The sequence below is a fragment of the Micromonospora sp. NBRC 110037 genome (assembly GCF_001652995.1).
Classification (GTDB): Bacteria; Actinomycetota; Actinomycetes; order Mycobacteriales; family Micromonosporaceae; genus Micromonospora; species Micromonospora chalcea.
In genome coordinates, this window is record NZ_BBVA01000012.1 from 69,312 (window position 1) to 94,920 (window position 25,609).

Genomic DNA, 25,609 nt, shown 5'->3' on the forward strand with positions numbered 1-25,609 from the left:
GTCACCACAATGACGGAACGATACCGACATCACTACGATTACGTGCGGCCGCGCGAACCACCCGAAGCGGTCAAATCTCTACTCAACCGTCGGCCGGCATTGTCACTTCCGCCAATCTTTGAAGGCGGATCAGAAATGGCGACCGGAAACGGATGCCGCGCCGTCGAGCCGCGCGCGACAGCGCCGGCCTCGGAACCCCGCCACCCGGAAGATCCACTTCCGGGTACGCCCCGATGCATAGATCCTTCACCGTCGCATCGATAGTCGTAGACAACTTTCACCGCCGTCGATAGCCTCCATTCAGTGACACATGTCGATAAGGAGGCTCCATGCGACGGCTCATGCTCTCCTGCGCCCTGGCGGCCATCGGCGCCTGGGCAACAGCCCCGGCACCCGCGACCGCCGCTCCCCGCCCGGCACCCGGCCCCGTCGCCGACGCCGTGACCGCGAAGCTTCTCGGCTCGGCCGACGCCGCCGCCCGTACGGCGGACGCGCAGCAGGCCCGGATCAGCGTCACCCGCTCGAACGGGCGGTGGGCCTTCGGCACCGCGGTGCTGCCGGCGGACCGGTCCGCCGACGCGCACCCCACCGGCTCGGTCTTCCTCGCCCGGGCCGACGCCCGGGGCTGGACCGTCGCGTTCGACGGGGAGGCCGCGTTCGGCGACCTGGCCGCCGCGTCGCCGCTGGTGAGCGAGACCGAGAAGGCCGTCTTCACCACGCCTGTCACACCGACGTACGCGGGCAGCGACTTCCGCACCGGCATGGCGCTGCCGTTCGCGGTCGGGCAGACGTGGACGCTCACCTCCGGGCCGCACGGCTGGGGCGGCGCCGCCGCGCCGTGGAGTTCGGTCGACCTCGCCGGCGGCGACCAGGTCGTCCGCGCCGCCCGAGCCGGCACCGCGTACACGATGTGCACCGGCTGGATCCGGGTCATCCACGACCGGGGCTACTCGACGGACTACTACCACCTGTGGAACAGCATCTCCGTCAACGGCGCGGGCGTCGCCCAGGGCGCGTTCCTGGGCCACACCGGCACCGATGTCACCTGCGGCGGCTCCGCCACCGGCCGGCACGTGCACTTCGGACTGCGACAGAACTCGGCGTACGTCCCGATCGCCGGGCACGGCATCGGCAAGTGGGACTTCGTCAGCGGCGCGGCGGCGTACCAGGGCGGCGCCCGGCACGGGTCCGCCTACGTCGGCGCGGGCGGCGGCGTCTACAACTACGGCGCGCTCGGCTTCAACCAGGGCGTCGTCGACGCCAACGGCGGCGGCACGCTGACCCGGCGCTCCGGACCGGGCACCGGGTACGGCGTCCTCGGGTCGGTCGCCGACGGCGCCACCGTCACCGTCTCCTGCTCCGCCAACGGCACCTCGCACACCGGCCGCTACGGCACCACGGCGCTGTGGGACCGGCTCAGCGACGGCAGCTGGGTGTCCGACGCCTACCTCTCCACCGGTGTCAACGGGCCGGTAAACGGCTGGTGCTGACCCTGCGCGTGGATCATGGCACTGCTACCTTCCGGACGCATGGACGACTCCCCTCGCTGGTACCGCCCGGCCCCCGACGTGCTGCTCCTGGTCGGCAGCGCCACCGCGCTGCTCGGCTACCTGGTCCCGTGGTTCCGCGCCAGCCGCATGCACCAGTGGTCGTACTCGGGCTGGGCCTATCTGGAGACCGAGGGCGGCTGGACCTGGCTGGTCGTGGTGGCCCTGGCGATTGCCGTCCTGGCCGGCCTCTGGGCCGGGCGGAGCGTGGCGTGCGCCAAGCTCTCGGTCGGCGCGGCGGTGGCCGGGATGTTCCTCGCCGGCGCGGTGGTCGCGGTGAGCCTGGGCGCGCTGCCCGAGCGCGACAGCATCAACTGGGTCGGTGAGCTGCCGTTCGAGATGGGGATGCCGCTCATGGCGGTCGGATTCGGGACCGTCGTCGCCGGGGCGCTGGGCACCGTACGCCGCCCGGTGCGGGAGTGACGCGACGTCACGCCGCCGGCAGGTCCACCACCCGGGTGGCCCAGCGGGCCATGAGCGCCGGGTCGTGGGTGATGACCAGGACCCCGGCGCCCTGCCGGCGCTGGTAGTCGCCGATGACGGCGGCGACGTGCGCCTGGGTGGAGGCGTCGAGCATCGCGGTGGCCTCGTCGCAGAGCAGGTAGTCCGGCCGGTGCACCAGGGCGCGGGCGAGGCAGGCGCGTTGCAGCTGCCCGTCGCTGACCGCGTGCGGGCGGCGGGTCAGCAGGTCGGTTGTCAGCCCGACCAGGTCGGCCAGTTCCGCCGTACGGGCGGCGGCCTGCTCGCGCGGCGTGCCGGTGGCACGTAGCGGCTCGGCGACGATGTCGGCGAGGCTGAGCCGCGGGTCGGTGGCAGCGCGCGGGCTCTGGAACAGGATCGCGACACGCGTGCGGACGGAGGCGGGCAGCCGGTGCCGGGCGCCCCGGACGGGACTCCCGTCGAGCGTGAGGTGCCCGCTGTCCGGTGCGTGCAGCAGGGCGAGGACGCGGGCGAGTGTGGACTTGCCGCTACCAGACGGTCCACGTAGCCCGACCGTCTCGCCGGGGGCGATGCGCAGGTCGACCCGGTCGAGGACGCGCTGCCGGCCGTACGCGACGGAGACCTGGTGCGCGGCGAGCCCGGCGGCCGGCGCGGCGCCCGGGGCGACGGCGTCGGTGGCGTCCGGAACCGTGACCGTCATGCCGGTACCTCCTCGCGCAGCGGATGGTGGCAGGCGACCCGGCCCGCGCCCTCGGCGTCGAGGCGGGGCACTGTCGCGCAGGTGTCGGTGGCGCGGGCGCAGCGCGGGGCGAAGGCGCAGCCGCCGGGCAGGTCGGTGAGCGCCGGCGGGTGGCCGGGTACCGGCACGAACGCGCGGTCGGGCAGCGCGTCGAGCAGCCCGGCGGTGTACGGGTGGGCCGGGGCGTCGAACAGCGCCCCGGTGGGGCGGTGCTCGACGATCCGGCTGGCGTACATCACGGCCACGGTGTCCGCGACGCGGCGCGCGGCGGCCAGGTCGTGCGTGATGAGCAGGACGGCCGCGCCGGTGTCGCAGCGGCGGCGCAGCAGGTCCAGCGTGTGGTCGACGAGCGGCCGGTCCAGGCCGGTGGTGGGTTCGTCGGCGAGCAGCACCGGCGGGTCGGGTGCGAGCGCCAGCGCGGTGGCGAGCCGCTGGGCCATGCCGCCGGACAGTTCGTGCGGGTACCGGTCCAGATCGGCCGGGTCGAGGCCGACGTCGGCGGCGATCCGGTCGGCGGCGGCCGGCGCGTCGCGCCGGGTGTGCCCGTGCGCGCGCAGCGTCTCCTCCAGCAGCTTCCGCCCGGTACGCACCGGGGTGAGCGCGGTGGCGGGACTCTGCGGGACCAGCCCGACGCCCCGGCCGCGTACGTGCCGGGCGAGGTGCCGCTCCCCCGCGCCGATCAGGTCGACGTCGTCGCGTCCCGGCGCGCGCAGGCGGGCGTGCCCGGTGACTGTGGCGTTGCGCGGCAGCAGGCCGAGCAGGGCGTGCGCGAGGACGGACTTGCCGCACCCGGACTCGCCGACCACCGCCAGCAGCTCGCCGGGCCGCAGCGTGAGGCTCAGGTCGGTGACGGCGTGCACGAGCGCGTCACGCAGCCGGAAGCGGACGGTCAGCCCGTCGACGGTCAGCAGCGCCGGGGCGGTCACAGCTGCAGCTCCGCCCGTACGCGCGGGTCGAGGCGGTCGCGCCACCGGCCGGTGAGCACGGCGAGCGCCAGCGTGGCCGCCACGAGCAGGAGGCCGGGCACGATGCTGGCCCACCAGGCGCCGGTGAGCAGCGACCGCTGCCCGTCGTTGATCATGTTGCCGATCGAGGCGAGGTGCGGCGGCAGGCCGAGGCCGAGGAAGGACAGCGCGGTCTCGTGCCAGACGGCGTGCGGCACCATGAGCGTGGTCGCCAGCGCCAGGCGCGGCAGCACGTGCGGCAGCAGGTGCCGGGTGAGCACCCGGGCCCGGCTCGCGCCGCCGGAGATCGCGGCGTCCACGAACGGCCGGTTGCGCAGGCTGAGCAGCTCGGAGCGGACGATCCGGGCGGTGGACAGCCAGTGCGTCAGCGCGATGGACGCGATCACCGCGCCCAGGCTGGGGCGCAGCATCGCCACGATGAAGATGCCCAGCAGCAGGTGCGGCAGCGCGGCGACGGTGTCCACGACGCGCATGAGCGCCCGGTCGACCCAGCCGCCGACGCTGCCGGCGAGCGCGCCGACCAGCCCGCCGATGACTGCGGCGACGAGCGCCGCGACCGCGCCGACAAGCAGCGAGACGCGCAGGCCGTAGAGGCTGCGCAACGCCACGTCGCGGCCGAGGTCGTCGGTGCCGGCCAGGTTGTCGGCCGACGGCGCGAGCCGGGTACGGGAGAGGTCGACCGCGCTCTGGTCCAGCGGCCACAGGACCGGGGCGAGCAGCGCGGCGGCCACCACACCGGCGAGCACCACGACGGCGACAGTCGTGCCCGCGCTGCCGGGGCGGCGCAGGCGCCGGACGCGCGCGGGGAGGGCGAGTTCAGTCATCGAGGCGTACCCGGGGGTCGGCGGCGGCGTAGGCGAGGTCGGTGAGCAGGTTCGCGGTCAGCACCACGACGGCGGTGGCCAGGGTCGTGGCCGCGAGCAGCGGGAAGTCGGCGCCCAGCGCCGCCTCGACGGTGACCGCGCCGAGGCCGGGCAGCGAGAACACGGTCTCCACCAGGACCGCGCCGCCGACGAGTTCGGGCAGGTGCGTGCCGACCAGGGTGAGGAACGGCAGCAACGCGGTACGCAGCGCGTGTCCGAACAGGACGACCCGGCCGGGCAGTCCCCGGGCGCGGGCGGCCAGGACGTGGTCGTCGCGCAGGCTCTCGGCGACCGCGTCACGGACGAACAGGACGAACCACGGGGCCTGGGAGATCGCCAGCACCGTCACCGGCAGCACCAGGTGCCGGGCCACGTCGGCCGGGTCGGTGCTCGTGGCGGTGATGTCGGTGAGCCCGCCGGCGGGCAGCCAGCCGAGGCTGAGCGCGAACACGGCGATCGCCGCGAGGCCGATCCAGAACACCGGCATGGACTGCACGGCGTACGCGACGGCGCGCAGCGCCCGGTCGAACCAGCCGCCACGGCGGTACGCGGCCAGCGTGCCCAGCAGCACGCTCGCCACCAGCACCAGGGCCAGCGCGGTGCCGACGAGCAGCAGCGTCCATCCGGCCCGGGAGGCCAGCACCGAGGTGACCGGCTCGTGCCGGCTCGTCGACCAGCCCAGGTCGCCGCGTAGCAGGTTGCCGACCCAGCGGGCGTACTGCACCGGCAGCGGGTCGTCGACACCCCAGTTGGCGCGGATCTGCGCCAGGTTCTCCTCGCTGGTGGTGAACGCCGCCGCGCCCGCGTACTGCTGGGCCGGGTCGATCGGGGAGGCGGCGCCGAGGGCGAACATGCCCATGCTGGTGGCGGCCAGCACCGGCACGGCGACCAGCAGCCGCCGCCGGACCACTGTGCCCGCCCCGGCCAGCCGCCGCCGTCCGGTCACGATTCCTTCGTCCAGGTGTGCACGTTCCACCAGATGCTGTTGGCGACGTCGTGCTCGTGCGGCTCGACCCGCGGCGTCACTCCGGTCACGGCGTCCTTCAGCACGTAGGTGTGCTGGAGGTAGGTGAGGAACACCCACGGCACGTCGGCGGCGAGCTGCTTCTGGAACGTGGCGTACGCGGCCTTGCGGGCGGCCGGGTCGGCGTTGTCCCGGCCGGCCTGCAACGCGGCGTCGGTGACCGCCGAGCGGTACGAGCCGGGGTTGAAGAAGCCCTGCCCGGCGAAGGCCGAGCTGAACAGCTTGTAGGAGACGAAGTCCGGATCGTACGGCGTGCCGTAGCCCATGATCAGCGCGTCGCGCTTCATCCGCGGCGTGATCGCGTCCCAGGTCAGGCCCTCCGGGGTGACAGTGATGCCGACCTTCTTCGCGTCGGCGGTGACGGCCAGTGCGAGTTCCTTGCGCAGGCTGTCGGTGGCCGGGTACAGGATCGTGAACGCGGCCTGCCGCCCGTCCTTGACCCGGATGCCGTCCGGGCCGGGCTTCCACCCGGCGGCGTCCAGCTCCGCCGTGGCGGCGGCGACGTCGGCGCCGGGCTTGCCGGCGATCGTCGGCTCGGCGTACTCCGACGTGGGCGGCACCGGCCCGAACGCGGGCTCCCCCGCGCCGCCGAGCACGCCGGTCACCATGGCCTGCCGGTCCACCGCGACGTTCAGCGCCTTCCGGATCGCGGGGTCGCCGGTGACCGGGTTGCCCATCGGCAGCATGACGCCCCGGTAGTCGGCGGTCGGCACCTTGTGCACCCGGTAGCCGTCGCGGCTCTCGAAGCCGGAGGCGAGCTTCGGCGCAAGCTCCGCCGCGTCGAACTCGCCGGCCCGCATCCGCTGGGCGCGGACGTTGTCGTCGGCGACGAACGCCACCACCACGCCCGAGTTCGCCGGTTTGCCGTCCCAGTACGTCTCGTTCGCCGCGAGCACGAGCCGGTCACCCGGGGTCCAGGAGGTGAACCGGTACGGGCCGGTGCCGACCGGCTTGCGGTTGAAGGTCGCCTTGTTGATGTCCTGCCCGGCGAACGCCTTCGCCGGGACGATCCCCAGCGCCAGCCGCTGCAGGAACGGCGCGTACGCGTACTTCAGCGTGAACACGACCGTCGCCGGGTCGGGCGCGGTGACGGAGGCGAGCATGTCCAGATCGGACCGCAGCGTGGAGTCGACGGCCGGGTCGAGCACCGCCTGGTAGGTGAACACCACGTCCTGCGCGGTCAGCGGGCTGCCGTCGTGGAACAGCACGCCTTCGCGCAGCTTCGCGGTGACTGTCTTCCCGTCCGCCGAGACGGTGGGCAGCTCGCGGGCCAGGGCGGGCACCAGGTCGTTGCGGGCGTCCCGGGCGACCAGCCCGTCGAAGATCAGCGACGCGCCGTCGACGCCGTAGTTGAGCACCGGGTTGAGCGTGTCCGGCTCGCCCGCGGTGGCGACCACGAGCGTGCCGGAGTTGCCCGGGCCGCCGGTCGACGCCGTGGGTGACGAGCAGCCGGCGGCGACGAGCAGGGCGGCGGCGAGCACCGCTGCCACGCGTACGGGCTTGGGCTTGATCGCCACCGGCAACTCCTCGAACAATCGCTACCGCCATAACTCCGTAGTTGCCAACTCTATGCAATAACTGCCGATCGATGAGGGACGACCCGCCGCGCCCCGGCATCGCTCGCGAGGCGGACGTGCGGCGCGCTGAATATGCTCGGAGCGTGGAGGACAGCGAACAGGCCGTGCTGGCCGGGATGTTGCAGTCGGCCGAGGACGCCGCCCCGGTGGAGGCGGTCGAGGCCGTCACCGGCGTCATCGCCACGGCGCTGAACGCGCGCGGCGTCTCGCTGCTGATCGCCGACCTCAGCGGTCGCGCGCTGGTGCGGCTGACCCACCAGCCGGACGGCGGCGGCGCCGGGCGACGCCACGGCGAGGAGGAGGCCGAGGTCCTCCCGTTCGACGGCGGGCCCTACGAACGCGCCCTCCGTCAGCAGGCCCCCGAGGTCGTCCCCGGCGACGGCACGTGGACCGTGCTGGCGCCGGTCACCGACCGCGGTGAGGCGATCGGCCTGCTGGAGATCGACCTGCCCGACGAGCCGGACGGCGACGTGGTGAACTGGGTCGCCCGTACCGCGCACGCGCTGGCGTTCGTGGTCATCGCCAACCGCAGGCACACCGACCTGTTCGAGTGGGGACAGCGCACCACCCCGTTCACCCTCTCCGCCGAGATCCAGCGCCGCCTGCTGCCCGCCTCGTTCACCTGCGAGGCCGGCGCCTTCGCTCTCTCCGGCTGGCTGGAACCCGCCGCGAGCGTCGGCGGCGACACCTTCGACTACAGCCTGGCCCGGGACCTGCTGCACCTCAGCGTCACCGACGCGATGGGCCACGGCGTGGCGAGCGCGCTCACCGCCACCCTCGGCGTGGGCAGCCTGCGCAACACCCGCCGGCGCGGCCTCGGTCTCGTCGCGCAGGCCGAGGAGGCCAACCGGGCGGTCGCGGAGCACGCCAACGTACGCGGCGCGTACGTCACCGCCGTGCTGGGCCGTATCGACCTGACCACCGGGCGCTGCGAGCTGCTGAACGCGGGGCACGTCCCGCCGCTGCTGGTCCGGGACGGCCGGGTCGTACCCGTGGAACTGCCGGGCAACTTCCCGTTCGGGATGTTCCCCGGCGAGAGCTACCGCAGCGCGGAGCTACCGCTGCTGCCCGGCGACCGGCTGGTGGTGGTCACCGACGGCATGCGCGAACGCAACGCCGCGGACCTCGACCTGGCCGCCGCCCTGCTCCGCCTCGCCCACCTGCATCCCCGCGAGGCGGTCCGGGCACTGTCCGACGCGATGCTGGAGATCGCCGGGCCGGCTCTGGCCGACGACGCCACACTGCTCGTCGTCGACTGGTACGGCGGCCACGGGCCACGCCGCAGCACCGCCGGCGCGGACAGCGCCCGCGTCAGCCCGGACGAGGAGCGCTCAGCGCACCGCCGTCGGTGAGCCGTCCTCGGCCTCGCGGACCGTGCCGAAGAGCGGGATGACGCGGTCCACCGAGGTGATCGAGAAGACGTTGCGGATCGACTGGCGTACGACGGCCAGACCGAGCCAGCCGTCGCGCTCCCGCAGGTTCTTGTAGACGAGCACCAGCGCGCCCAAGCCGCTGGAATCCACGAATCCGACCTGGGTCAGGTCGACGACCACCGTCCGCGCACCGGTCTCCACCACCTCGAGCAGCCGGTCACGCAACTGAGGCGCGCTGGCCATGTCCAGATCGCCGACGACCTCGATCACCGGGCCGACGCGCCCCTGCCGGGTCGTCACCGAGAACTCCACCACGCCCCCTCTACCGCGCCGCCGACGGCACCACACTTCTACCCACCGTGCCAGATATCCGCCCTGATCGCCTCCCGTAGGTGCGCGACGGCTCAGCGGCCTCGCCGCAACGTGGTGGAGGACCCCTCAGTGCCGGTCGAGCCCGGTACCGGAGCGGGGATCCACACCTCGGCGGCGGCCCGGCGGCGCTCGGCGAGGCGTACCGCCGGCCGCATCGCCAGGCCGGCGAGCACGAACAGCCCGCCGAGCACCAGCCAGCCCGGGGTGCCCCAGCCGAGCAGCAGCGAGGTCAGCAGCACCGGGCCGAGCATCCGGGCGAGCTGCGGCGCCATGCCGAAGAAGCCCTGGTACTGCCCCTGCCGGTCGGGTCGGGCCAGGGTGAAGCCGACCTCCCAGCCGCTGGCCGCCTGCACCATCTCGCCGAACACCTGCACCAGTGCCGCGCCCAGCAGCACCGCCGAGGCCACCCACGCGCCGCCGACCATCCCGGAGACCGCGTACGCGCCGCAAGCGACAAGCAGCACCCAACCGGCGTGCCCGCTGGCCCGCGCCGCCGTGCCCGGATCGGTCACCCGGCGGGCCACCCGGACCTGCCACAGCACCACGCACAGCATGTTCACGGTGAGCACGATCGCGCCCATCGGCGCCGGGGCGTCGGTCCGTTCCGCGATCCACAGTGGCAACGCCAGGCTGAGCAGCGGCATGTTCAGGCACATCACCGCGTTCAGCAGGGTGATCAGCGCGTACGGGCGGTCGCGCAGCACGGCCAGCCGGCCCGGCTCGGGTCCGGCCGGGACCGGCGCCGCCGCCTCGGGCAGCCGGCGCACCAGCAGGGCGGCGGCCAGGAAGCTCGCCGCGTCGAGCGCGAAGGCGGACAGGTACGCCGGGCGGCTGTCCGCCCAGAGCACGAGCGCGCCCAGCCCGGCCCCGGCGGCCAGGCCGGCGTTCGAGACCGACTGCAACCGGGCCCGTACCGCGGTGCGCCGCGCGGGCTCGATCAGCCCGACCAGCAGCGCCTGCCGGCTGGCGGTGAGCCCGGCTTGGCAGGCGGCGTAGCAACATGCGAGCAGCACGAACAGCGGGAAGGAACGGATCACGAGGAAGCCGCTGAGTGCGGCGGCGGTGGCGACGGCGAAGACGACTGTCATCCGCCGCGCGCCGTAGCGGTCTGCCAGCTGGCCGGCGGGCACCCCGGCGAGGATGCCCGTCGACCAGCCCACGGTGAGGGCGATCCCGACCTGCGCCGGGGACAACCCGACCACCCGGATGAAGAACAGCGCCGAGCAGGCGTAGAACGCGCCGTCACCCACCGAGTTGGCGAGCTGGGCCAGGGCCAGCACCCGGACCCGGCGGCCGGTGTCGACATCGGTCATTGCTCGTCCCCCGTTCGCCGTGCTCCTTCCTCCATCCAAGACCTGCGGATTGGCTCACAGAAGCGCCGATTCCAGGCGATTCGATTGGGCCAATGTAGGGTCGTCGCGGTGGACGTACACGTGAGCCTGGCCGGCCCCGGCGACCGCGCCACCCGGATCCACAGGCAGTTGCTGGAGGCGATCCTGGACGGCCGGCTGCGGCCCGGCGAACGGTTGCCACCCAGCCGCGAGCTGGCCCGGCGGCTCGACGTCTCCCGCAACACGGTCGCCGTCGCCTACGAGCGGCTGACCGCCGAGGGCCTGCTCACCGCCCGGGTCGGCGCGGGCACGTTCGTCGCAGGCGAGCCGGTCGCCCGCGCCCGGCCCCGTCCGGCACCGGCCGGTGGCGTACGCCCGCGGGGGTTCTGGGCGTCCGCCGCGCCGGCCCCCACCGCCGCGCCCCGACCGGGCCACGACTTCCGGGCCGGCACCCCTGACACCGGGCTGTTCCCGCTGGCCACCTGGCGGCGGCTGGTCGCCGGGGAACTGCGCACCGCGACGATCCGGGGCGGATACGCCGACCCGGCCGGGCACCAGGGCCTGCGTACCGCCGTCGCCCGTTACGTGGGACTCGCCCGCGCGGTACGGGCCGCGCCCGAGGACGTCGTCGTCACCCACGGCGCCCAGCAGGCGTTGGACCTGATCGCCCGGGTGGTGCTCGAACCGGGCGACCGGGTGGCGGTGGAGGAGCCCGGCTATCCGCCCGCCCGGCGGCTGTTCGCCGGCCACGGCGCGCGGGTCGTGCCGGTGCCCGTCGACGACCAGGGCCTCGACGTTCGCGCGCTACCAGGCGACGCGCGGCTGGTCTACGTCACCCCGTCCCACCAGTTCCCGCTGGGCGTCCGGATGTCCCCGGCCCGCCGGGCGGCGCTGCTGGACTGGGCGGCGGCCCGGGACGCGGTGGTCGTGGAGGACGACTACGACACCGAGTTCCGCTTCTCGGCCCGCCCGCTGGACCCGTTGCAGACGCTGGACCGGGCCGGGAAGGTCGTCTACGTCGGCACGTTCTCCAAGACCCTGCTGCCCATGCTGCGCCTCGGTTTCCTGGTCGCCCCGGCGTCGCTTCGCCCGGCGCTGCTGGCCGCCCGGCAGCTCACCGACTGGCACGGCGACCACACCACTCAGGCCGCGCTGGCCCGGTTCATCGACTCCGGCGAACTGGCCCGGCACATCCGCAAGGCGACCCGGGTGTACGCCGAGCGGCGCGACCTGATCGACGCCGCGTTGCGATCCGACCTCGCCGACTGGCTCGACCCGGTGCCGTCGACGGCGGGCCTGCACCTGTGCGCGCGGCTGCGCCCGGAGACCGGCGTCGACCTGCCGGAAGTCGTCGCCCGGGCGGCGGAGGCCGGCGTCACGGTACGCGAGATCGCCGGTTACCGGGCGGGCCCGCCCGGCCCGACCGGTCTGGTGCTCGGCTACGGCGCCGTCGGCACCGCCGACGTGCCCGACGGGCTCCGGTTGCTCGCGCGCAGCTTCCGCGGCTGACCGTCGGCGACGCGGATTCCTCCGGGCTTCGAGCAACCCCGGGAGCCCCACCTGGCGTGACTATCCCGAATCTGATCGGAGGTCCGGATGAGTGATCGCGACACGGCGTTCGCGGAGTACTTCTCGGCGAGGCACCGCGCCATGCGCGCCACCGCGTATCTGCTCTGCGGTGACTGGCACCGCGCGGAGGACCTGGTCCAGACCGGGTTCACCAAGCTGTACCTGGTCTGGAACCGGGTCGACCGGCACGACGCGCTCGACTCCTACGTGCGCCAGATCATCGTCCGGTCCTTCCTCGACGAACGGCGGCGGGGCTGGTGGCGGCGGGAACGGGTGGGCACGCCCGACGCCGATCCACCGGCGCCCGCGAGTCCGTCCGAGGACCGGCTCGTGGTGCTCCAGGCGCTCGCCGCCGTACCGCCCCGGCAGCGCGCCGTCCTGGTCCTCCGCTACTGGGAGGACCTGCCGGTCGACGAGGTGGCGGCGCTGCTGAACTGCTCGCCGGGAACGGTGAAGAGCCAGTCCGCCCGGGGCCTGGACACGTTGCGCGGCCTCCTGTCACCCATGCACTCATCGAGCGAGAAGGGGCAACGATGAACGGAGACCAGCTGCGCGAGGCGCTTCGCGACGAGATGCTCGGCGTCGCCGCGCCGCCGCGACCGAGCACGGACGGCATGCTGCGCTCCGCCCGCCGGGCACGCAACCGGCGCCGGGTCATCCGGGCGTGTGCCGGATCGGCGACGGCGGTACTCGCCGTCGCGGGTGTCGTGGCCCTCGCCACCCCGGACGGCGGCGACCGGCGCCCGCCCGCCGCGCTGCCGCAGACCGCCCCGTCGCCGGACGACAGCGCCGAGCCGATGCCGACCGGGCCCGACGGCCTGCCCCAGGAGGACCGCACCGCGCGGGCGGGCACCCGGTACCACAAGGCCGTCCTGCTGCTCGACCAGCTCGTCACAGTGGTGCCCGCCGGCTACACCGCTGAGAAGACCGTCTCCAGCAAGACCGGGAAGGAGACGCTGGGCACGCACGAGGCCAACTTCATCGGACGGGCCGACGGCGCCGAGCTGTGGAGCTACACGGCCTCGGTCGACGTGGCGAAGGGGACGTGGAGGGGACGCCTGCTCACCGAGGTGCACACACCGGGGAACCCGCTGCCGACCGAACCGTGTGGCCTGGCGCGCGCGTTCTGGGGCATGGGGGGCATGGGGGGCGAGTGCCAGCCGATGACCGTCGGCGACGCGACTGTGGGTGTGGTGGTTCGTCCCGGCGCGGACGACCGGTTCGACCAGTGGGCGGCCTACCGGCACCCCGACGGCATGGTGGTCTTCGTGGCGCAGGGCGCGTACGACAGGCAGACATCCGCGTCCCCGCTGCCGTTCACCGCGCGCGAACTGGCGACGCTCGCCGTCGACCAGCGGCTGCACCTTGGGTAGCCCCGAGGTGGGCGCGGCTGAACTACCCTCGCGCCCGTGAACACTGTGGAGATCGATGCGCCAGTCGTCGGTGTGACCGTCTACCCGGACCGCGCGCGGGTCACTCGCCGGGGTGGTCTCCGGCTCGCCGCGGGGGAACATCGGGTACGCGTCGCGCCGCTCCCGCTGGGCCTGCGGCGGGACTCGATCCGGGTGGGCGGTCACGGCCCGGCCACCGTGCTCGGCGTCGACGTGACCGCCCACCGGCAGGCCCGCAGCACCGACGCGCAGGTCGTCGAGCTGGAACGGCGGCGGCGGGAACTCGCCGACGAGGTGGCCGAGGTCGAGGACACGGACGCGATCGAGGCCCAGCGCGGCGAGTTCCTCACCCGGCTGGCCGAGCGCGCCGGTGGCACGTACGCCCGGGCCCTGGCCGCCGGCGACGCGGCCCCCGCCGACGTCGCGGCCTTCACCGAGTCGGTGTCCGGTCAGCTCGCCGAGTCCCGGGCCCGGCGGCGCGGGCTGGCCCGGCGGCGCACCGACCTGGCGGAGGAGCTGGCCGCCGTCGACCGCGAGCTGGCGGCGGCGCGCGGCAAGCGGACGCCGGACCGGCTGGCCGCCGAGGTGTCGGTCTCGGTGGACGCCGACGACGCCGAGGTGGAGCTGGAGCTGACCTACCTGGTGGACGGCGCCCGCTGGACCCCCTCCTACGACCTGCGGCTGGTCGGCGACACCATGACCGTCACCTGGTTCGGGCTGGTCAGCCAGGGCACCGGGGAGGACTGGCCGGAGTGCGAACTCCTGCTCTCCACCGCCCGCCCGGCGGCGGCGAGCGGCGTACCCGAATTGTCGCCCTGGTATCTCGACCGGCTCCGCCCGCAGCCGCCGATGGCCGTGTCGGCCGCGTCGTTCGACGGCATGGTGCCGCCCCCGGCGCCCGGCGCGGCGCCGCCGCCGGGCCGGGCCGGCGTGGCCCGATCGGCGGCGGTCCGGCCGGCCGTGCGGGAGAGCGTGGCCGAGGTCGAGCAGGGCGTCACGGCGGCGACCTACCGGCCCGCCCGGCCGGTGGCGGTGCCGGCCGACGGCAGCGCGCACCGGGTGACGGTCGCGGCGCTGGAGCTGCCGGCCCGGCTGGACCACGTCAGCGTGCCGGTACGCGCCGCCGAGGCGCACCTGCGGGCGACGGTCCGCAACACGTCCGACCACACGCTGCTGCCCGGCCCGGCGTCGGTGTTCCACGGCGCGGACTTCGTCGCGGCGACGCGGTTGACCATGTGGGCGCCGGGCGAGGAGACCGAGCTGGCGCTGGGGGTCGACGACCGGGTACGGGTGGAGCGGAAGCTGCACCGGCGCACCGAGAGCAGGGCGACGCTCGGGTCGACGCGGCGGCGGGAGGTGGAGTACCGGATCACTGTCGCGAACCACACGCCCCGCCCGGCCACTGTCGAGGTGCGCGACCAGTTGCCGGTGTCCCGGGACGAGTCGGTGGTGGTACGCGAGACGATGCTGACGCCGCCGCCCGCCGAGCGTACGGAGCTGGGCGAGCTGACCTGGCGGCTGTCGCTCGCGCCGGGCGAGAGCGGCGAGATCGCGCTGGGCTTCCGGGTGGAGCTGGCCAAGGGCGTCGAGCTGACCGGCTGGCGGGAGTAGCCGCACGCAGGCGTTAGGAAGGGCCCCTTCTTATGCAGAATGCGTTAAGAAGGGGCCCTTCCTTCGGTCCGGTCAGACGCGGCGACGACCGTACAGGCCGGCGAAGATCGCGACGCCGATGGCCGCGAAGCCGACCTGGAGCGCCAGCTCGATCCAGTCGATGCCGGGAGTGTCGGCGACGCCGAACGCGCCGGCCACCAGGGTGCCGACGAGCGCGGCGACCACACCGATGAGCAGGGTCAGCCAGATCGGGATGTTCTGCTTGCCCGGCACCACCAGGCGCCCGAGCGCACCGATGACCAGGCCGATGATGAGCGCGGTGAAGAAGCCCGTGATCTCCACGAGAGGCGTCCCTTCCCTCGGATGTGTTGGCGCCTCGCTGGTTGCCCCGATCAACCGTCCGGCCAAACGTACGGTCCGATTTCGTCACAGAACTGTCATGACCGGGCCGGTCAGTGCTCCGAGTGCTGGCGGCGGCGCGGCGCGCCGGGCGGCTCGTCCCGGTCGATGCGCAGTTCCCGCTCCAACTCGGCGATGACCATGCGCAGGTCGTCCAGGCGCTGACTGATCGCGATCCGGTCCACCTCGTCCGGTATCCCGTCGCCGTCTTCGTCGTAGTCCGGCGCCAGCCCCTCGGTCATCTCCAGCCGGCGCGCCTCCTCCATCGAGTTGACGATGACCGCGATGAGGATGTTCAGCAGCAGATTGACCGCGATCATCACGAAGCTGACGTAGTAGAGAAGCGTCCACGGTGACACCTCAAGGCCCTGTTCCAGCAGGTCCGGCAGCGTCTCCAGGGACAGCAGCACGAACAGCGTGACGAGGGAACGGCCGATGTCGCCGTACTGCTCGGGGTAACGGTCGCCGAAGATCAGCCAGCCGGCCATGCCGTACACGTAGAGCGTGACGGCGGCGAGCGCGAGGAACCCGGCGACGCCGGGCAGGCTGCGCCACAGCGCCGTGACGATGGTCCGCAGGCCGGGCGAGAAGCGGACCAGCCGCAGCACCCGGGCGACCCGGATGAACCGCAGCACGCCCGAGTCGCCGTGCAGTCCCGGGATGAAGATGGCCGCGGTGACCAGCAGGTCGAAGACGTTCCAGCCGTGCCGGAAGAAGTCCTGCGGACGGCGGCCGTACGCGAGGATCCGGATGGTGATCTCCACGACGAAGGCGGCCCGGAACATCAGCTCCGTCCACCGCAGCACCGGCCCGGCGGCGCCCAGGTTCGGGTACGTCTCGATACCCAGCACCACTCCGTTGGCCATGATGAGCACCACGATGGCCACCTCGAACGGCCGGGACGCGACGAGCCGGGCACAGTGGCCCGCCAGCCCTCGCCTCCCCGTGCTCGTCCGGCGACCGCCGCGCGGGGTCGGCACCGTGTCCCCGATCAGCGCCTACCTCCACGACACGAGGTCCGGGCAACGTACGGACGACGGGGGGTAGTCACCCGGACACTTTAGTGGATCACCGACGGCGCGCGGTCACGGCCGAGGCCCGGCCGGCCCGGCTCACAGCCAGCCGCGGCGCTTGAACAGCAGATAGAGCGCGCCGCAGACGGCGAGCATCAGGGCGAGCGCGAACAGATAGCCGTACCGCCAGCCCAGCTCCGGCATGTGCCCGAAGTTCATCCCGTACACGGTGCCGATCAGGGTCGGCGCGAACAGGATGGCGGCCCAGGCGGAGACCCGCTTGACCTCCTCGTTCTGCTCGAAGCTGGCGGCGGTCAGGCTGCGCATCTCCTCGTTCTGCGCCTGCGATAACAGCGTGGCGTTGACGGTGAGGATGTTCTGGAGCAGGTGCCGGAACCCGTCCACCCGCTCCACCACCTGGGTGAGGTGGTCGGCCACGTCGCGCAGCCGACGGCGCAGCTCCTCGTCCGTGCCGTACTTGTCGAACCCGTGTGCCAGCTCGTCCACCACCTTCAGCAGCGGGCGGGCGGCCCGCTGGAACTGGATCACCTCGCGGCTCAGCTCGTAGATGCGGCGGCTGGCGTTCGGGTCGCCGCCGAACACCTCGGTCTCGACCTCGTCGATGTCGTTCTCCAGCCCGGCCACCACCGGCGCGTAGCCGTCCACCACCCGGTCGAGCACGGCGTAGAGCACCGCTTCCGGGCCGAGCGCGAGCACGTTCGGCTCGGCCTCCAGCCGCCGTCGTACGCCGGCCAGGTCGGGCGTGCCGCCGTGCCGCACGGTGATCACGAATCCGGGCCCGAGGAACAGGTGCAGCTCGGCGAACTCGACCGCGTCCCGCTCGTCCAGGTAGCGGGCGGCGCGCAGCACCACGAACAGGGTGTCGCCGTAGCGTTCCAGCTTGGGGCGCTGATGGGCGTTGATCGCGTCCTCGACGGCCAGGTCGGGGAGCTGGAACTCGGCGGCGAGCGAGGCGATCTGCTCGCGGCCCGGCCGGAGCAGCCCGATCCAGGCCATCGCGTCGTCGAGCTGCTGCAGGCAGCGGTACGTGTCGGCGAGGCTGACCGGCGACGCCCGCCGTACCCCGCCGACGTAGACGCCGCTGTCGACCAGCCCGTCGGGGCGCTCCGGCTCCGCCGCGCCGGCGTCGATGGCGTGTTCGTCCAGTTGCCGGCCGAACCCCTCCGAGGACCGGTTGCCCGCCATGCCCCTCCCCCGCAGCCCGACCGGCTCGCCGAGTCCCCCGCCGAGGCGGTCGCAAACGTCAGGGGCGGTAGCGGTAGCCCATCCCCGGCTCGGTGATCAGGTGCCGGGGCCGGGCCGGATCGTCCTCCAGCTTGCGCCGCAACTGGGCCATGTACTGCCGCAGGTAGTTCGTCTCCTGGTGGTACTCCGGCCCCCACACGTCGTGCAGCAGCTGACGCTGGCTGACCAGCTTGCCCGGGTTGCGCAGCAGCTTCTCCAGCATCGCCCACTGGGTGGGGGTCAGCTTGACCTCGACGCCGTCGTCCCGGGTGACGGTCCGGTCGGCCAGGTCGACCGTGTTGCGGCCGATCCGCAGCGCTGGCACGGCGGGCGTGGCCGGGGCGAGCCGCCGGGTCACCGCCCGGATGCGGGCCAGCAGCTCGTCGACCCCGAACGGCTTGGTGACGTAGTCGTCGGCGCCCGCGTCGAGCGCGGCCACCTTGTCCTCGCTGCCGGCCCGGCCGGAGAGCACGATGATCGGCACGGTGGTCCAGCCGCGCAGGCCCCGGATCACCTCGGTGCCGTCCAGATCCGGCAGGCCCAGGTCGAGCACCACCAGGTCCGGCGGGTGCCCGGCGGCGGCCTTGAGCGCGGCGGCGCCGCTGCCTGCGACCTCCACGTCGTAGCCCCGGGCGCGCAGGTTGATCCGCAGGGCGCGCAGGATCTGCGGCTCGTCGTCGACGACCAGGATCCGGGTCATTCCTGCGGCCCTTCCGCGTGCGGGGCGGCCGGCAGCCGCAACACCATGGTGAGCCCGCCGCCGGGCGTGGTCTCCGGGGTGATGCTGCCACCCATCGCCTCGGCGAGGCCCCGGGACAGCGCCAGCCCGAGGCCGACGCCGGTCTGGTTGTCCCGGTCGCCGAGGCGCTGGAACGGCAGGAAGACGTGCTCCCACTGGTCCTCCGGGATGCCCGGCCCGGTGTCGATCACCCGCAGCTCGACCTGCCCGGCGTGCGCGCTGCCGGTGATCGTCGGCGGGCGGCCGGGCGGGCTGTGCCGCAGCGCGTTCGACACCACGTTTACGAGCACGCGCTCCAGCAGGCCCGGGTCGGCCAGCGCCGCCGGCAGGTCGGCCGGGATGTCCGTGGTCACCTCGGCCGCCGCCGGGCCCAGTTCGTCGAGGGCCCGGGGTACGGCGTCCTCCAGCCCGATCGCGGTGGTGGTGACGCCCAGCGCGCCGGCCTGCAGGCGGCTCATGTCGAGCAGGTTCGCCACCAGCCGGCCCAGCCGGTCCAGCGACTCGTCGGCGGTGGCCAGCAGTTCCTCCCGGTCGTCCGGGTCGAACTCGACGTCGTGGCTGCGCAGGCTGCTCACCGCGGCCTTGGCCGACGCCAGCGGCGTACGCAGGTCGTGGCTGACCGCCGCGAGCAGCGCGGTGCGCATCCGGTCGGCGGCGGCCAGCGGGCGGGCGGTGGCGGCCTCCTCGGCCAGCCGTTCCTGGCGCAGCGCGACGGCGGCCTGCGCGGCGAACGCCTCCACCACCCGGCGGTCGGCCGCCTCCAGCCGCCGGCCGGCGAGCACCACGCTGAGCCGGTCGTCGACCGGCACCACCGTCTCGCCCGCGCCCGGGCTACCGGGCGGCCGCTCGCCGACGCTCGCCACCACCCGCCAGGCGTCCGCGTCCCGGGCGCGCGCCGGGCGTCCGCCGGCCTCGTCGGTCAGCTCCAGCACGCTCACCGCCCGCAGCCCGAACGTCTCCCGCAGCCGGTCCAGCAGGGCGGGCAGCGGCCGCTCGCCGCGCAGCACGCTGCCCGCGACGGTGGCCAGGGTCTGCGCGTCGGCGGAGGCCCGGGCCGCCTCCCGGGTACGCCGGGCCGCCACGTCGACCACCCAGCTCACCGCGATGGCGACACCGACGAACACGCCGAGAGCGAGCAGGTTGTCCGCCTCGGCGATGGTCAGCGTCCGGTACGGCGGGGTGAAGAACCAGTTGAGCAGCAGCGAGCCGCCGAGCGCGGCGACCAGCGCCGGCCAGAGCCCGCCGACCAGCGCCACGCCCACCACACCGGCGAGGAACAGCAGGATGTCGTTTGTGAGCGTGAGGTCGGGCAGCGTCCGCAGCAGCAGCGTGAGCAGGGGCATGCCGAGCAATGCGAGCGCGTACCCGATCAGTCGCCGGCGTCGCGACAGCGCGGCGGGCACCGACGTGCCCCGGCGCCCGCGGCCCGCCTCGGGGTGGGTGACCAGATGCACGTCGATCGGGCCGGACAGCGCGGTGGTGGTCACCCCGACGCCCCGGGCGAACACCTGCGCGAACCGGCCCCGGCGGCTCGCGCCGAGCACGAGCTGGGTGGCGTTGACGCCCCGGGCGAAGTCCAGCAGTGACGCCGGGATGTCGGTGCCGAGCACCTGGTGGTACGTGCCGCCGAGGCTCTCCACCAGCACCCGCTGCCGGGCCAGCTGGGCCGGGTCGGCGCCGGCCAGCCCGTCGCTGCGGGCGACGTGCACGGCGAGCAGGTCGGCGCCCTTGCTGCGGGCGGCGATCCGGGCCGCCCGGCGGATCAGCGTCTCGCCCTCCGGGCCGCCGGTCAGCGCGACGACCACCCGTTCCCGCGCCTCCCAGGTGTCGGAGATGCCCTGCTGGGCCCGGTACGCGTCGAGCTGCTCGTCGACCTTGCCGGCCAGCCAGAGCAGCGCCAGTTCGCGCAGCGCGGTGAGGTTGCCGACCCGGAAGTAGTTGCCGAGCGCGGCGTCGATCTTGTCGGGCCGGTAGATGTTGCCGTGCGCCATCCGGCGGCGTAGCGCCTCCGGCGTCATGTCCACCAGCTCGACCTGCTCGGCGGCGCGGACCACCTGGTCCGGCACGGTCTCCCGCTGGGTGGTGCCGGTGATCTGCGCGACCACGTCGTTGAGCGACTCCAGGTGCTGCACGTTGACCGTGGACAGCACGCTGATGCCGGCGTCGAGCAGCTCCTGCACGTCCTGCCAGCGCTTCTCGTGCCGGGAGCCGGGCACGTTGGTGTGGGCCAGCTCGTCCACCACGACGACCTCGGGCCGCCGGGCCAGCACGGCGTCCAGGTCCATCTCGGTGAACTCGACGCCCCGGTACGTCATCGCCCGGCGCGGCACCACCTCCAGGTCGCCGATCATCTCGGCGGTGTGCCGGCGCCCGTGCGTCTCGACCAGGCCGATCACCACATCGGTGCCGCGCTCGGCCCGGCGCTGGGCCTCCTCCAGCATCGCGTACGTCTTGCCGACGCCCGGGGCGGCCCCGAGATAGATCCGCAGTTCACCCCTGCCCACAGCGTCCATCCTCCCTGAGTGCAAGGAAGGGCCCCCTGTTAACGCCTCGCGAGGTGAAGGGGGCCCTTCTTAACACTTCCGTCAGCGCGCCGGGAACGCCTCGTCCAGCGCGAGGTTGAGTTCCAGCACGTTCACCCCCGGCTCGCCCATGAAGCCCAGCGCCCGGCCGGTGGTGTGCTCGGCGACCAGCCGCCGTACCGCCGCCGGGTCCGCACCGCGCTCCCGCGCCACCCGGGCCACCTGGAGCCGGGCGTACGCCGGGGAGATGTGCGGGTCGAGGCCGCTGCCGCTGGCGGTGACCGCGTCGGCCGGTACGGCGGGCCGGGCCGGGGCGTCCCCGCGGACCGGGGTGACGATGCCGCCCTCGGCCACGTAGTCGTGACCGGGCCGCGCCGCCTCCACCGGTACGCCCTGCCAGGTGGCGACGAACGGCGTTGCGGGCGCGGCCTGGTTGACGCTCACCACGCGGGTGATCCGGCCGGTGAGCCCGTCGGCGCGGAACACGGCGAGCACCGCGCCCACCCCGTCCGGCGTGCAGTACGGGCGCCGCCCGTCCACGCCGTCCAGTTCGCCGACCGCCTTGCTGCGGGCGCAGACCTGGGTGAGCAGGCTCGACGTGGAGTCGGCGGGGTCGGCGGAGAGCGTGTCCACCACGCTCTCCGGGCCGAGGTTGCCGGCCGCGGTGGCGGTCGGGTCGTAGCCGTCCCCGGCGGCCGACGGGCGGGACTGGAAGTAGCGCGGGATCGGGTTGCCGTCCGCGTCGGTGAACGACTGGCCGATCAGCGAGCTGCCGACGGTACGGCCGTCGCCGGTGAGCAGTGACCCGTCGGCCCTGCCGTCGAGGCCTGGGAGCCGGCCGGCGGCGACCAGGGCGAGCGGGTAGAGCAGGCCGAGCAGCACGGTGAAGACGAGCACCGCGCGCAGGGCGGCCAGGTGCTGGGAGAGCCAACTGGGAAGGCGCATCACGAGATCCCCGGGACGAACTGGACGAGCAGGTCGATGAGCTTGATGCCGACGAACGGCACCACGATGCCGCCGAGGCCGTAGAGCCACAGGTTGCGGCGCAGCAGCGCGGACGCGCTGGCCGGGCGGTACCGCACACCGCGCAGGGCCAGCGGGATCAGCGCCACGATGACTATCGCGTTGAAGACGACGGCGGAGAGGATCGCCGACTCGGGGCCGGCCAGCCGCATGATGTTCAGCCGGTCCAGCGACGGGTAGATGCCGGCGAACATGGCCGGGATGATCGCGAAGTACTTCGCGATGTCGTTGGCGATGCTGAACGTCGTCAGCGCGCCCCGGGTGATCAGCAACTGCTTGCCGATCTCTACGATCTCGATCAGCTTGGTCGGGTCGGAGTCGAGGTCGACCATGTTGCCGGCCTCCTTCGCCGCCGACGTGCCGGTGTTCATGGCCACGCCGACGTCCGCCTGGGCCAGCGCGGGCGCGTCGTTCGTGCCGTCGCCGGTCATCGCGACCAGCCGGCCGCCCTCCTGCTCCTTCTTGATCAGGGCGAGCTTGTCCTCCGGCGTGGCCTCGGCGAGGAAGTCGTCCACGCCCGCCTCGTCGGCGATCGCCTTCGCGGTACGCGGGTTGTCGCCGGTGATCATCACGGTGCGGATGCCCATCCGGCGCATCTTGTCGAAGCGCTCCCGCATGCCGGCCTTCACCACGTCCTTGAGGTGGATGACGCCGAGCGCCCGGGCCGGTTCGCCCGCCACGTGCTCGGCCACCACCAGCGGCGTACCGCCGGTGCCGCTGATCGCGTCGACCAGTTCACCGACCTGTTCGGTCGGGTGACCGCCGTTGTCGCGTACCCACTTCATCACCGCGGCGGCGGCGCCCTTGCGGACGTGCCGGACGCCGCCGCCGGCGTCGAGGTCGACGCCGCTCATCCGGGTCTGCGCGGTGAACGGCACGAACGTGGCGTGCGGGATGAGGCCGGGCTCGCGCTCGCGCAGCCCGTACTCGTTCTTCGCGAGCACCACCACCGAGCGGCCCTCGGGGGTCTCGTCGGCCAGGCTGGACAGCTGCGCCGCGTCGGCGAGCGTGGCCGCGTCGACCCCGGTCACCGGCAGGAACTCGGCGGCCTGCCGGTTGCCGAGCGTGATCGTGCCGGTCTTGTCCAGCAGCAGCGTGTTGACGTCGCCCGCCGCCTCGACCGCCCGGCCGCTCATCGCCAGCACGTTGCGCTGCACGAGCCGGTCCATGCCGGCGATGCCGATAGCGGACAGCAGCGCGCCGATGGTGGTCGGGATGAGACAGACCAGCAGCGATACGAGGACGACGCCGGTGACGCCGGAGTCGGTGATCGCCGCGGTGTCCGGCGCGGCGGCCTGGTAACCCTTCGCGAAGATCGCCATGGGCTGGAGCGTGACGACGGCGAGCAGGAAGACGATCGTCAGCGCGGCCAGCAGGATGTTCAGCGCGATCTCGTTCGGCGTCTTCTGCCGGTTGGCGCCCTCGACCAGCGCGATCATCCGGTCGATGAAGCTCTCGCCGGGCTTCTGGGTGATCCGCACGACGATCCGGTCGGAGAGCACCCGGGTGCCGCCGGTGACCGCGCTGCGGTCGCCGCCGGACTCCCGGATCACCGGGGCGGACTCGCCGGTGATCGCCGACTCGTCGACGCTGGCGATGCCCTCGACCACGTCGCCGTCACCGGGAATGACCTGCCCGGCCTCGACCAGGACGACGTCACCCTGGCGCAGTTGCGGCGCGGGCACCGCCTCGTCCCGGAACGCGTTCGCGGCGGCGCCGGGAGTCCAGCCGACCAGGCGGGTGGCGACGGTGTCCTGCTTGGCCCGGCGCAGCGTGTCGGCCTGCGCCTTGCCACGCCCCTCGGCGACCGCCTCGGCCAGGTTCGCGAAGATCACCGTGAGCCAGAGCCAGACCGTGATCGCCACGGCGAACACCGACGGGTCGGTCACCGCGAGCACAGTGGTGAACAGCGCGCCGATCTCCACGATCAGCATCACCGGGTTGCGCCACAGCGTGCGCGGGTCGAGCTTGCGCAGCGCGTCCGGCAGCGACGCGATCAGCTGGCGAGGGTCGAGCAGCCCGCCGCCGACCCGGTCGTCGCGGCGCCCCGGCGTACCTGCCACCGGCGCGTCGGCGGTCTGAACAGGTGCTGTCATGTCCTTGTCTCTCATGGTGGTCACAGCCCTTCGGCCAGCGGGCCGAGCGCGAGCGCGGGAAGGAAGGTGAGCGCGACGAGGACCACCGTGACGCCGACGACCATGCCGACGAACAGCGGCCGGTGGGTCGGCAGGGTGCCCTCGGAGGCGGGTGTGGGTTGCTGGCGGGCCAGCGAGCCGGCCAGCGCGAGCACGAAGATGATCGGCAGGAACCGGCCGAGCAGCATGCAGAGCCCGAGCGCGGTGTTCCACCACGGCGTGTTAACGGTGATGCCGGCGAACGCGGAGCCGTTGTTGTTGCTGGCCGAGGTGAACGCGTAGAGCACTTCGGACAGCCCGTGCGGCCCGACGTTCAGCGCTGTCGAGGCGTTGCCGGTGGCGAACGCTGCGGCGGTGCCGGTGAGCACCAGCGCCGGGGTGATCAGGAAGTACATCGAGGCGAACTTGATCTCGCGCGAGCCGATCTTCTTGCCCAGGTACTCCGGGGTGCGCCCGACCATCAGCCCGGCCACGAACACCGTGATCACCGCGAGGATCAGCAGCCCGTACAGGCCCGCGCCGACGCCGCCGGGCGCGACCTCGCCGAGCATCATGTTGCCCAGCGTCATCATGCCGCCCAGCGCGGTGTACGAGTCGTGGAACGAGTTGACGGCGCCGGTCGAGGTGAGCGTGGTGGCCGCCGCGAAGGTGGCCGAATTCGACACGTCGAAGCGCACCTCCTTGCCCTCCATCGCCGCGCCGACCGCCTGCGGCACCGTGCCGTCGCCGGTCAGCTCGAAGACGTTGGTGAGGGTGATGCTGGCGAGCGCCAGGATCGCCATCACGGCGACGATCGCGTAGCCCTGCCGCTTCTGCCCCACCATCCGGCCGAAGACCCGGGGCAGGCTGAACGGGATCACCAGGATCAGGAAGATCTCCAGCCAGTTCGTCCACGCGGTCGGGTTCTCGAACGGGTGGGAGCTGTTGACGTTGTAGAAGCCGCCGCCGTTGGTGCCCAGCTCCTTGATGACCTCCTGGCTCGCCACCGGTCCGCCGGTGACGGTCTGGGCGCCGCCGGTCAGCGTGGTCACGTCGGTGCCGCCGGAGAGGTTCTGCACCACGCCGCCGAGCATCAGCGCGAGCGCGCCGAGCACCGCGATCGGCAGCAGGATCCGCAGCGTGACCCGGGTCAGGTCGACCCAGAAGTTGCCCAGCTCGCCAGTGCGGCTACGGGCGAAGCCCCGGACCAGCGCCACCGCCACGGCGATGCCGACGGCGGCCGAGACGAAGTTCTGCACCGCCAGCCCGGCCATCTGGACCAGGTGGCCCATCGTCGACTCACCCGAGTACCACTGCCAGTTCGTGTTGGTCACGAACGACACAGCGGTGTTCCAGGCGCCGTGCGGCACCACCGGGTCGAAGCCCAGCGAGAGCCACAGGTGGTTCTGCAGCCGCTGGAACGCGTACAGGAACAGCAGGGAGACGGCCGAGAAGGCCAGCACCGAGCGGGCGTACACGCCCCAGGTCTGCTCGGCGGCCGGGTCGACCCCGACCAGGCGGTAGATCCCCCGCTCGACCCGGGACGACCGGGTTCCGGCGACCACCCGGTACATGTGGTCGCCGAACGGCCGGTGCACGGCGACCAGCGCCACCACCAGCGACAGGACGAAGAGCACGCCGGCTGTGGTCATGCTCATCAGAAGCGCTCCGGGAACAGCAGGGCGACGACCAGGAACACGCCCAACCCGATCGCCAGCACCAGGCCGACGGCGTTGACGGCGCTCACAGCT

General features: G+C 73.4%; 23 protein-coding genes. 7 read left to right on the forward strand and 16 right to left on the reverse strand.

All coding sequences use genetic code 11. The features are described from left to right. Nucleotides 1-329 precede the first annotated feature (329 nt). Complete coding sequence (locus tag A4R25_RS27575) at nucleotides 330-1,490, forward strand: peptidoglycan DD-metalloendopeptidase family protein (protein WP_064448586.1); 1,161 nt, start codon at nucleotides 330-332, stop codon at nucleotides 1,488-1,490. 39 nt (nucleotides 1,491-1,529) lie between these two features. Continuing rightward, nucleotides 1,530-1,970, forward strand: a complete 441-nt coding sequence (locus A4R25_RS27580; RefSeq protein ID WP_064448587.1) for a hypothetical protein — start codon at nucleotides 1,530-1,532, stop codon at nucleotides 1,968-1,970. A gap of 7 nt (nucleotides 1,971-1,977) precedes the next feature. On the opposite strand, the gene A4R25_RS27585 is transcribed toward A4R25_RS27580, so the two are convergent. From A4R25_RS27585 to A4R25_RS27605, 5 genes are read right to left on the reverse strand one after another with little or no spacing between them, the layout of a single operon-like run. Next, nucleotides 1,978-2,688 (reverse strand): ABC transporter ATP-binding protein, encoded by a 711-nt coding sequence (locus A4R25_RS27585; RefSeq protein WP_064448588.1) that lies wholly within the window; start codon nucleotides 2,686-2,688, stop codon nucleotides 1,978-1,980. Then, on the reverse strand, nucleotides 2,685-3,653 hold the full coding sequence (locus A4R25_RS27590) for an ABC transporter ATP-binding protein (protein WP_064448589.1): 969 nt from the start codon (nucleotides 3,651-3,653) through the stop codon (nucleotides 2,685-2,687). Before A4R25_RS27590 ends, A4R25_RS27585 begins: the two co-directional genes overlap by 4 nt. Continuing rightward, nucleotides 3,650-4,516: an ABC transporter permease gene (locus tag A4R25_RS27595; protein WP_064448590.1), complete on the reverse strand. Its 867-nt coding sequence runs from the start codon at nucleotides 4,514-4,516 to the stop codon at nucleotides 3,650-3,652. The genes A4R25_RS27590 and A4R25_RS27595 overlap by 4 nt, the downstream gene beginning before the upstream one ends. Continuing rightward, nucleotides 4,509-5,501 (reverse strand): ABC transporter permease, encoded by a 993-nt coding sequence (locus A4R25_RS27600; protein ID WP_043327026.1) that lies wholly within the window; start codon nucleotides 5,499-5,501, stop codon nucleotides 4,509-4,511. The genes A4R25_RS27595 and A4R25_RS27600 overlap by 8 nt, the downstream gene beginning before the upstream one ends. Then, entirely contained in the window at nucleotides 5,498-7,096 is a 1,599-nt protein-coding gene (locus A4R25_RS27605) for an ABC transporter substrate-binding protein (RefSeq protein ID WP_064448621.1), read from the reverse strand. Before A4R25_RS27605 ends, A4R25_RS27600 begins: the two co-directional genes overlap by 4 nt. Nucleotides 7,097-7,239: 143 nt before the next feature. Here A4R25_RS27605 and A4R25_RS27610 point away from each other — a divergent pair, with 143 nt between their 5' ends. Further along, on the forward strand, nucleotides 7,240-8,508 hold the full coding sequence (locus A4R25_RS27610) for a PP2C family protein-serine/threonine phosphatase (RefSeq protein ID WP_197494983.1): 1,269 nt from the start codon (nucleotides 7,240-7,242) through the stop codon (nucleotides 8,506-8,508). On the opposite strand, the gene A4R25_RS27615 is transcribed toward A4R25_RS27610, so the two are convergent. Together A4R25_RS27615 and A4R25_RS27620 are read right to left on the reverse strand one after the other, a co-directional pair. Next, nucleotides 8,488-8,829: an STAS domain-containing protein gene (locus tag A4R25_RS27615; protein ID WP_231915651.1), complete on the reverse strand. Its 342-nt coding sequence runs from the start codon at nucleotides 8,827-8,829 to the stop codon at nucleotides 8,488-8,490. The genes A4R25_RS27610 and A4R25_RS27615 overlap by 21 nt on opposite strands. 104 nt (nucleotides 8,830-8,933) lie before the next feature. Continuing rightward, complete coding sequence (locus tag A4R25_RS27620; protein WP_064448591.1) at nucleotides 8,934-10,214, reverse strand: MFS transporter; 1,281 nt, start codon at nucleotides 10,212-10,214, stop codon at nucleotides 8,934-8,936. 108 nt (nucleotides 10,215-10,322) lie between these two features. Here A4R25_RS27620 and A4R25_RS27625 point away from each other — a divergent pair, with 108 nt between their 5' ends. From A4R25_RS27625 to A4R25_RS27640, 4 genes are all read left to right on the forward strand, one after another. Beyond that, nucleotides 10,323-11,741, forward strand: a complete 1,419-nt coding sequence (locus A4R25_RS27625; RefSeq protein WP_064448592.1) for a PLP-dependent aminotransferase family protein — start codon at nucleotides 10,323-10,325, stop codon at nucleotides 11,739-11,741. A gap of 87 nt (nucleotides 11,742-11,828) precedes the next feature. Then, complete coding sequence (locus A4R25_RS27630) at nucleotides 11,829-12,338, forward strand: SigE family RNA polymerase sigma factor (protein WP_043327033.1); 510 nt, start codon at nucleotides 11,829-11,831, stop codon at nucleotides 12,336-12,338. Further along, a complete protein-coding gene (locus A4R25_RS27635; RefSeq protein WP_064448593.1) occupies nucleotides 12,335-13,174 on the forward strand; it encodes a hypothetical protein in 840 nt (279 codons plus the stop codon). The genes A4R25_RS27630 and A4R25_RS27635 overlap by 4 nt, the downstream gene beginning before the upstream one ends. 36 nt (nucleotides 13,175-13,210) lie before the next feature. After that, complete coding sequence (locus A4R25_RS27640; RefSeq protein WP_064448594.1) at nucleotides 13,211-14,803, forward strand: DUF4139 domain-containing protein; 1,593 nt, start codon at nucleotides 13,211-13,213, stop codon at nucleotides 14,801-14,803. A 72-nt stretch (nucleotides 14,804-14,875) separates the two neighbouring features. Here the strand turns inward: A4R25_RS27640 and A4R25_RS27645 are convergent, their stop codons facing one another. From A4R25_RS27645 to kdpF, 9 genes are all read right to left on the reverse strand, one after another. Further along, nucleotides 14,876-15,145, reverse strand: a complete 270-nt coding sequence (locus A4R25_RS27645; RefSeq protein WP_043327037.1) for a GlsB/YeaQ/YmgE family stress response membrane protein — start codon at nucleotides 15,143-15,145, stop codon at nucleotides 14,876-14,878. 110 nt (nucleotides 15,146-15,255) lie between these two features. Continuing rightward, nucleotides 15,256-16,182: an ion transporter gene (locus A4R25_RS27650; RefSeq protein WP_043327039.1), complete on the reverse strand. Its 927-nt coding sequence runs from the start codon at nucleotides 16,180-16,182 to the stop codon at nucleotides 15,256-15,258. Nucleotides 16,183-16,314: 132 nt separating this feature from the next. Continuing rightward, entirely contained in the window at nucleotides 16,315-17,421 is a 1,107-nt protein-coding gene (locus A4R25_RS27655) for a magnesium and cobalt transport protein CorA (protein WP_064448595.1), read from the reverse strand. Between the two features lie 58 nt (nucleotides 17,422-17,479). Next, nucleotides 17,480-18,160: a response regulator gene (locus A4R25_RS27660; RefSeq protein WP_064448596.1), complete on the reverse strand. Its 681-nt coding sequence runs from the start codon at nucleotides 18,158-18,160 to the stop codon at nucleotides 17,480-17,482. Continuing rightward, nucleotides 18,157-20,703: a DUF4118 domain-containing protein gene (locus A4R25_RS27665; RefSeq protein ID WP_064448597.1), complete on the reverse strand. Its 2,547-nt coding sequence runs from the start codon at nucleotides 20,701-20,703 to the stop codon at nucleotides 18,157-18,159. Before A4R25_RS27665 ends, A4R25_RS27660 begins: the two co-directional genes overlap by 4 nt. A gap of 81 nt (nucleotides 20,704-20,784) precedes the next feature. Further along, the gene (locus A4R25_RS27670; RefSeq protein ID WP_064448598.1) at nucleotides 20,785-21,666 is read right to left on the reverse strand and encodes a potassium-transporting ATPase subunit C; all 882 of its coding nucleotides are present in this window, start codon (nucleotides 21,664-21,666) and stop codon (nucleotides 20,785-20,787) included. Continuing rightward, nucleotides 21,666-23,840: a potassium-transporting ATPase subunit KdpB gene (gene kdpB / locus A4R25_RS27675; protein WP_064448623.1), complete on the reverse strand. Its 2,175-nt coding sequence runs from the start codon at nucleotides 23,838-23,840 to the stop codon at nucleotides 21,666-21,668. Before kdpB ends, A4R25_RS27670 begins: the two co-directional genes overlap by 1 nt. A 20-nt stretch (nucleotides 23,841-23,860) precedes the next feature. Continuing rightward, complete coding sequence (gene kdpA / locus A4R25_RS27680; RefSeq protein ID WP_064448599.1) at nucleotides 23,861-25,516, reverse strand: potassium-transporting ATPase subunit KdpA; 1,656 nt, start codon at nucleotides 25,514-25,516, stop codon at nucleotides 23,861-23,863. After that, nucleotides 25,516-25,605, reverse strand: a complete 90-nt coding sequence (gene kdpF, locus A4R25_RS27685) for a K(+)-transporting ATPase subunit F (RefSeq protein ID WP_036343797.1) — start codon at nucleotides 25,603-25,605, stop codon at nucleotides 25,516-25,518. The genes kdpA and kdpF overlap by 1 nt, the downstream gene beginning before the upstream one ends. Nucleotides 25,606-25,609 lie beyond the last annotated feature (4 nt).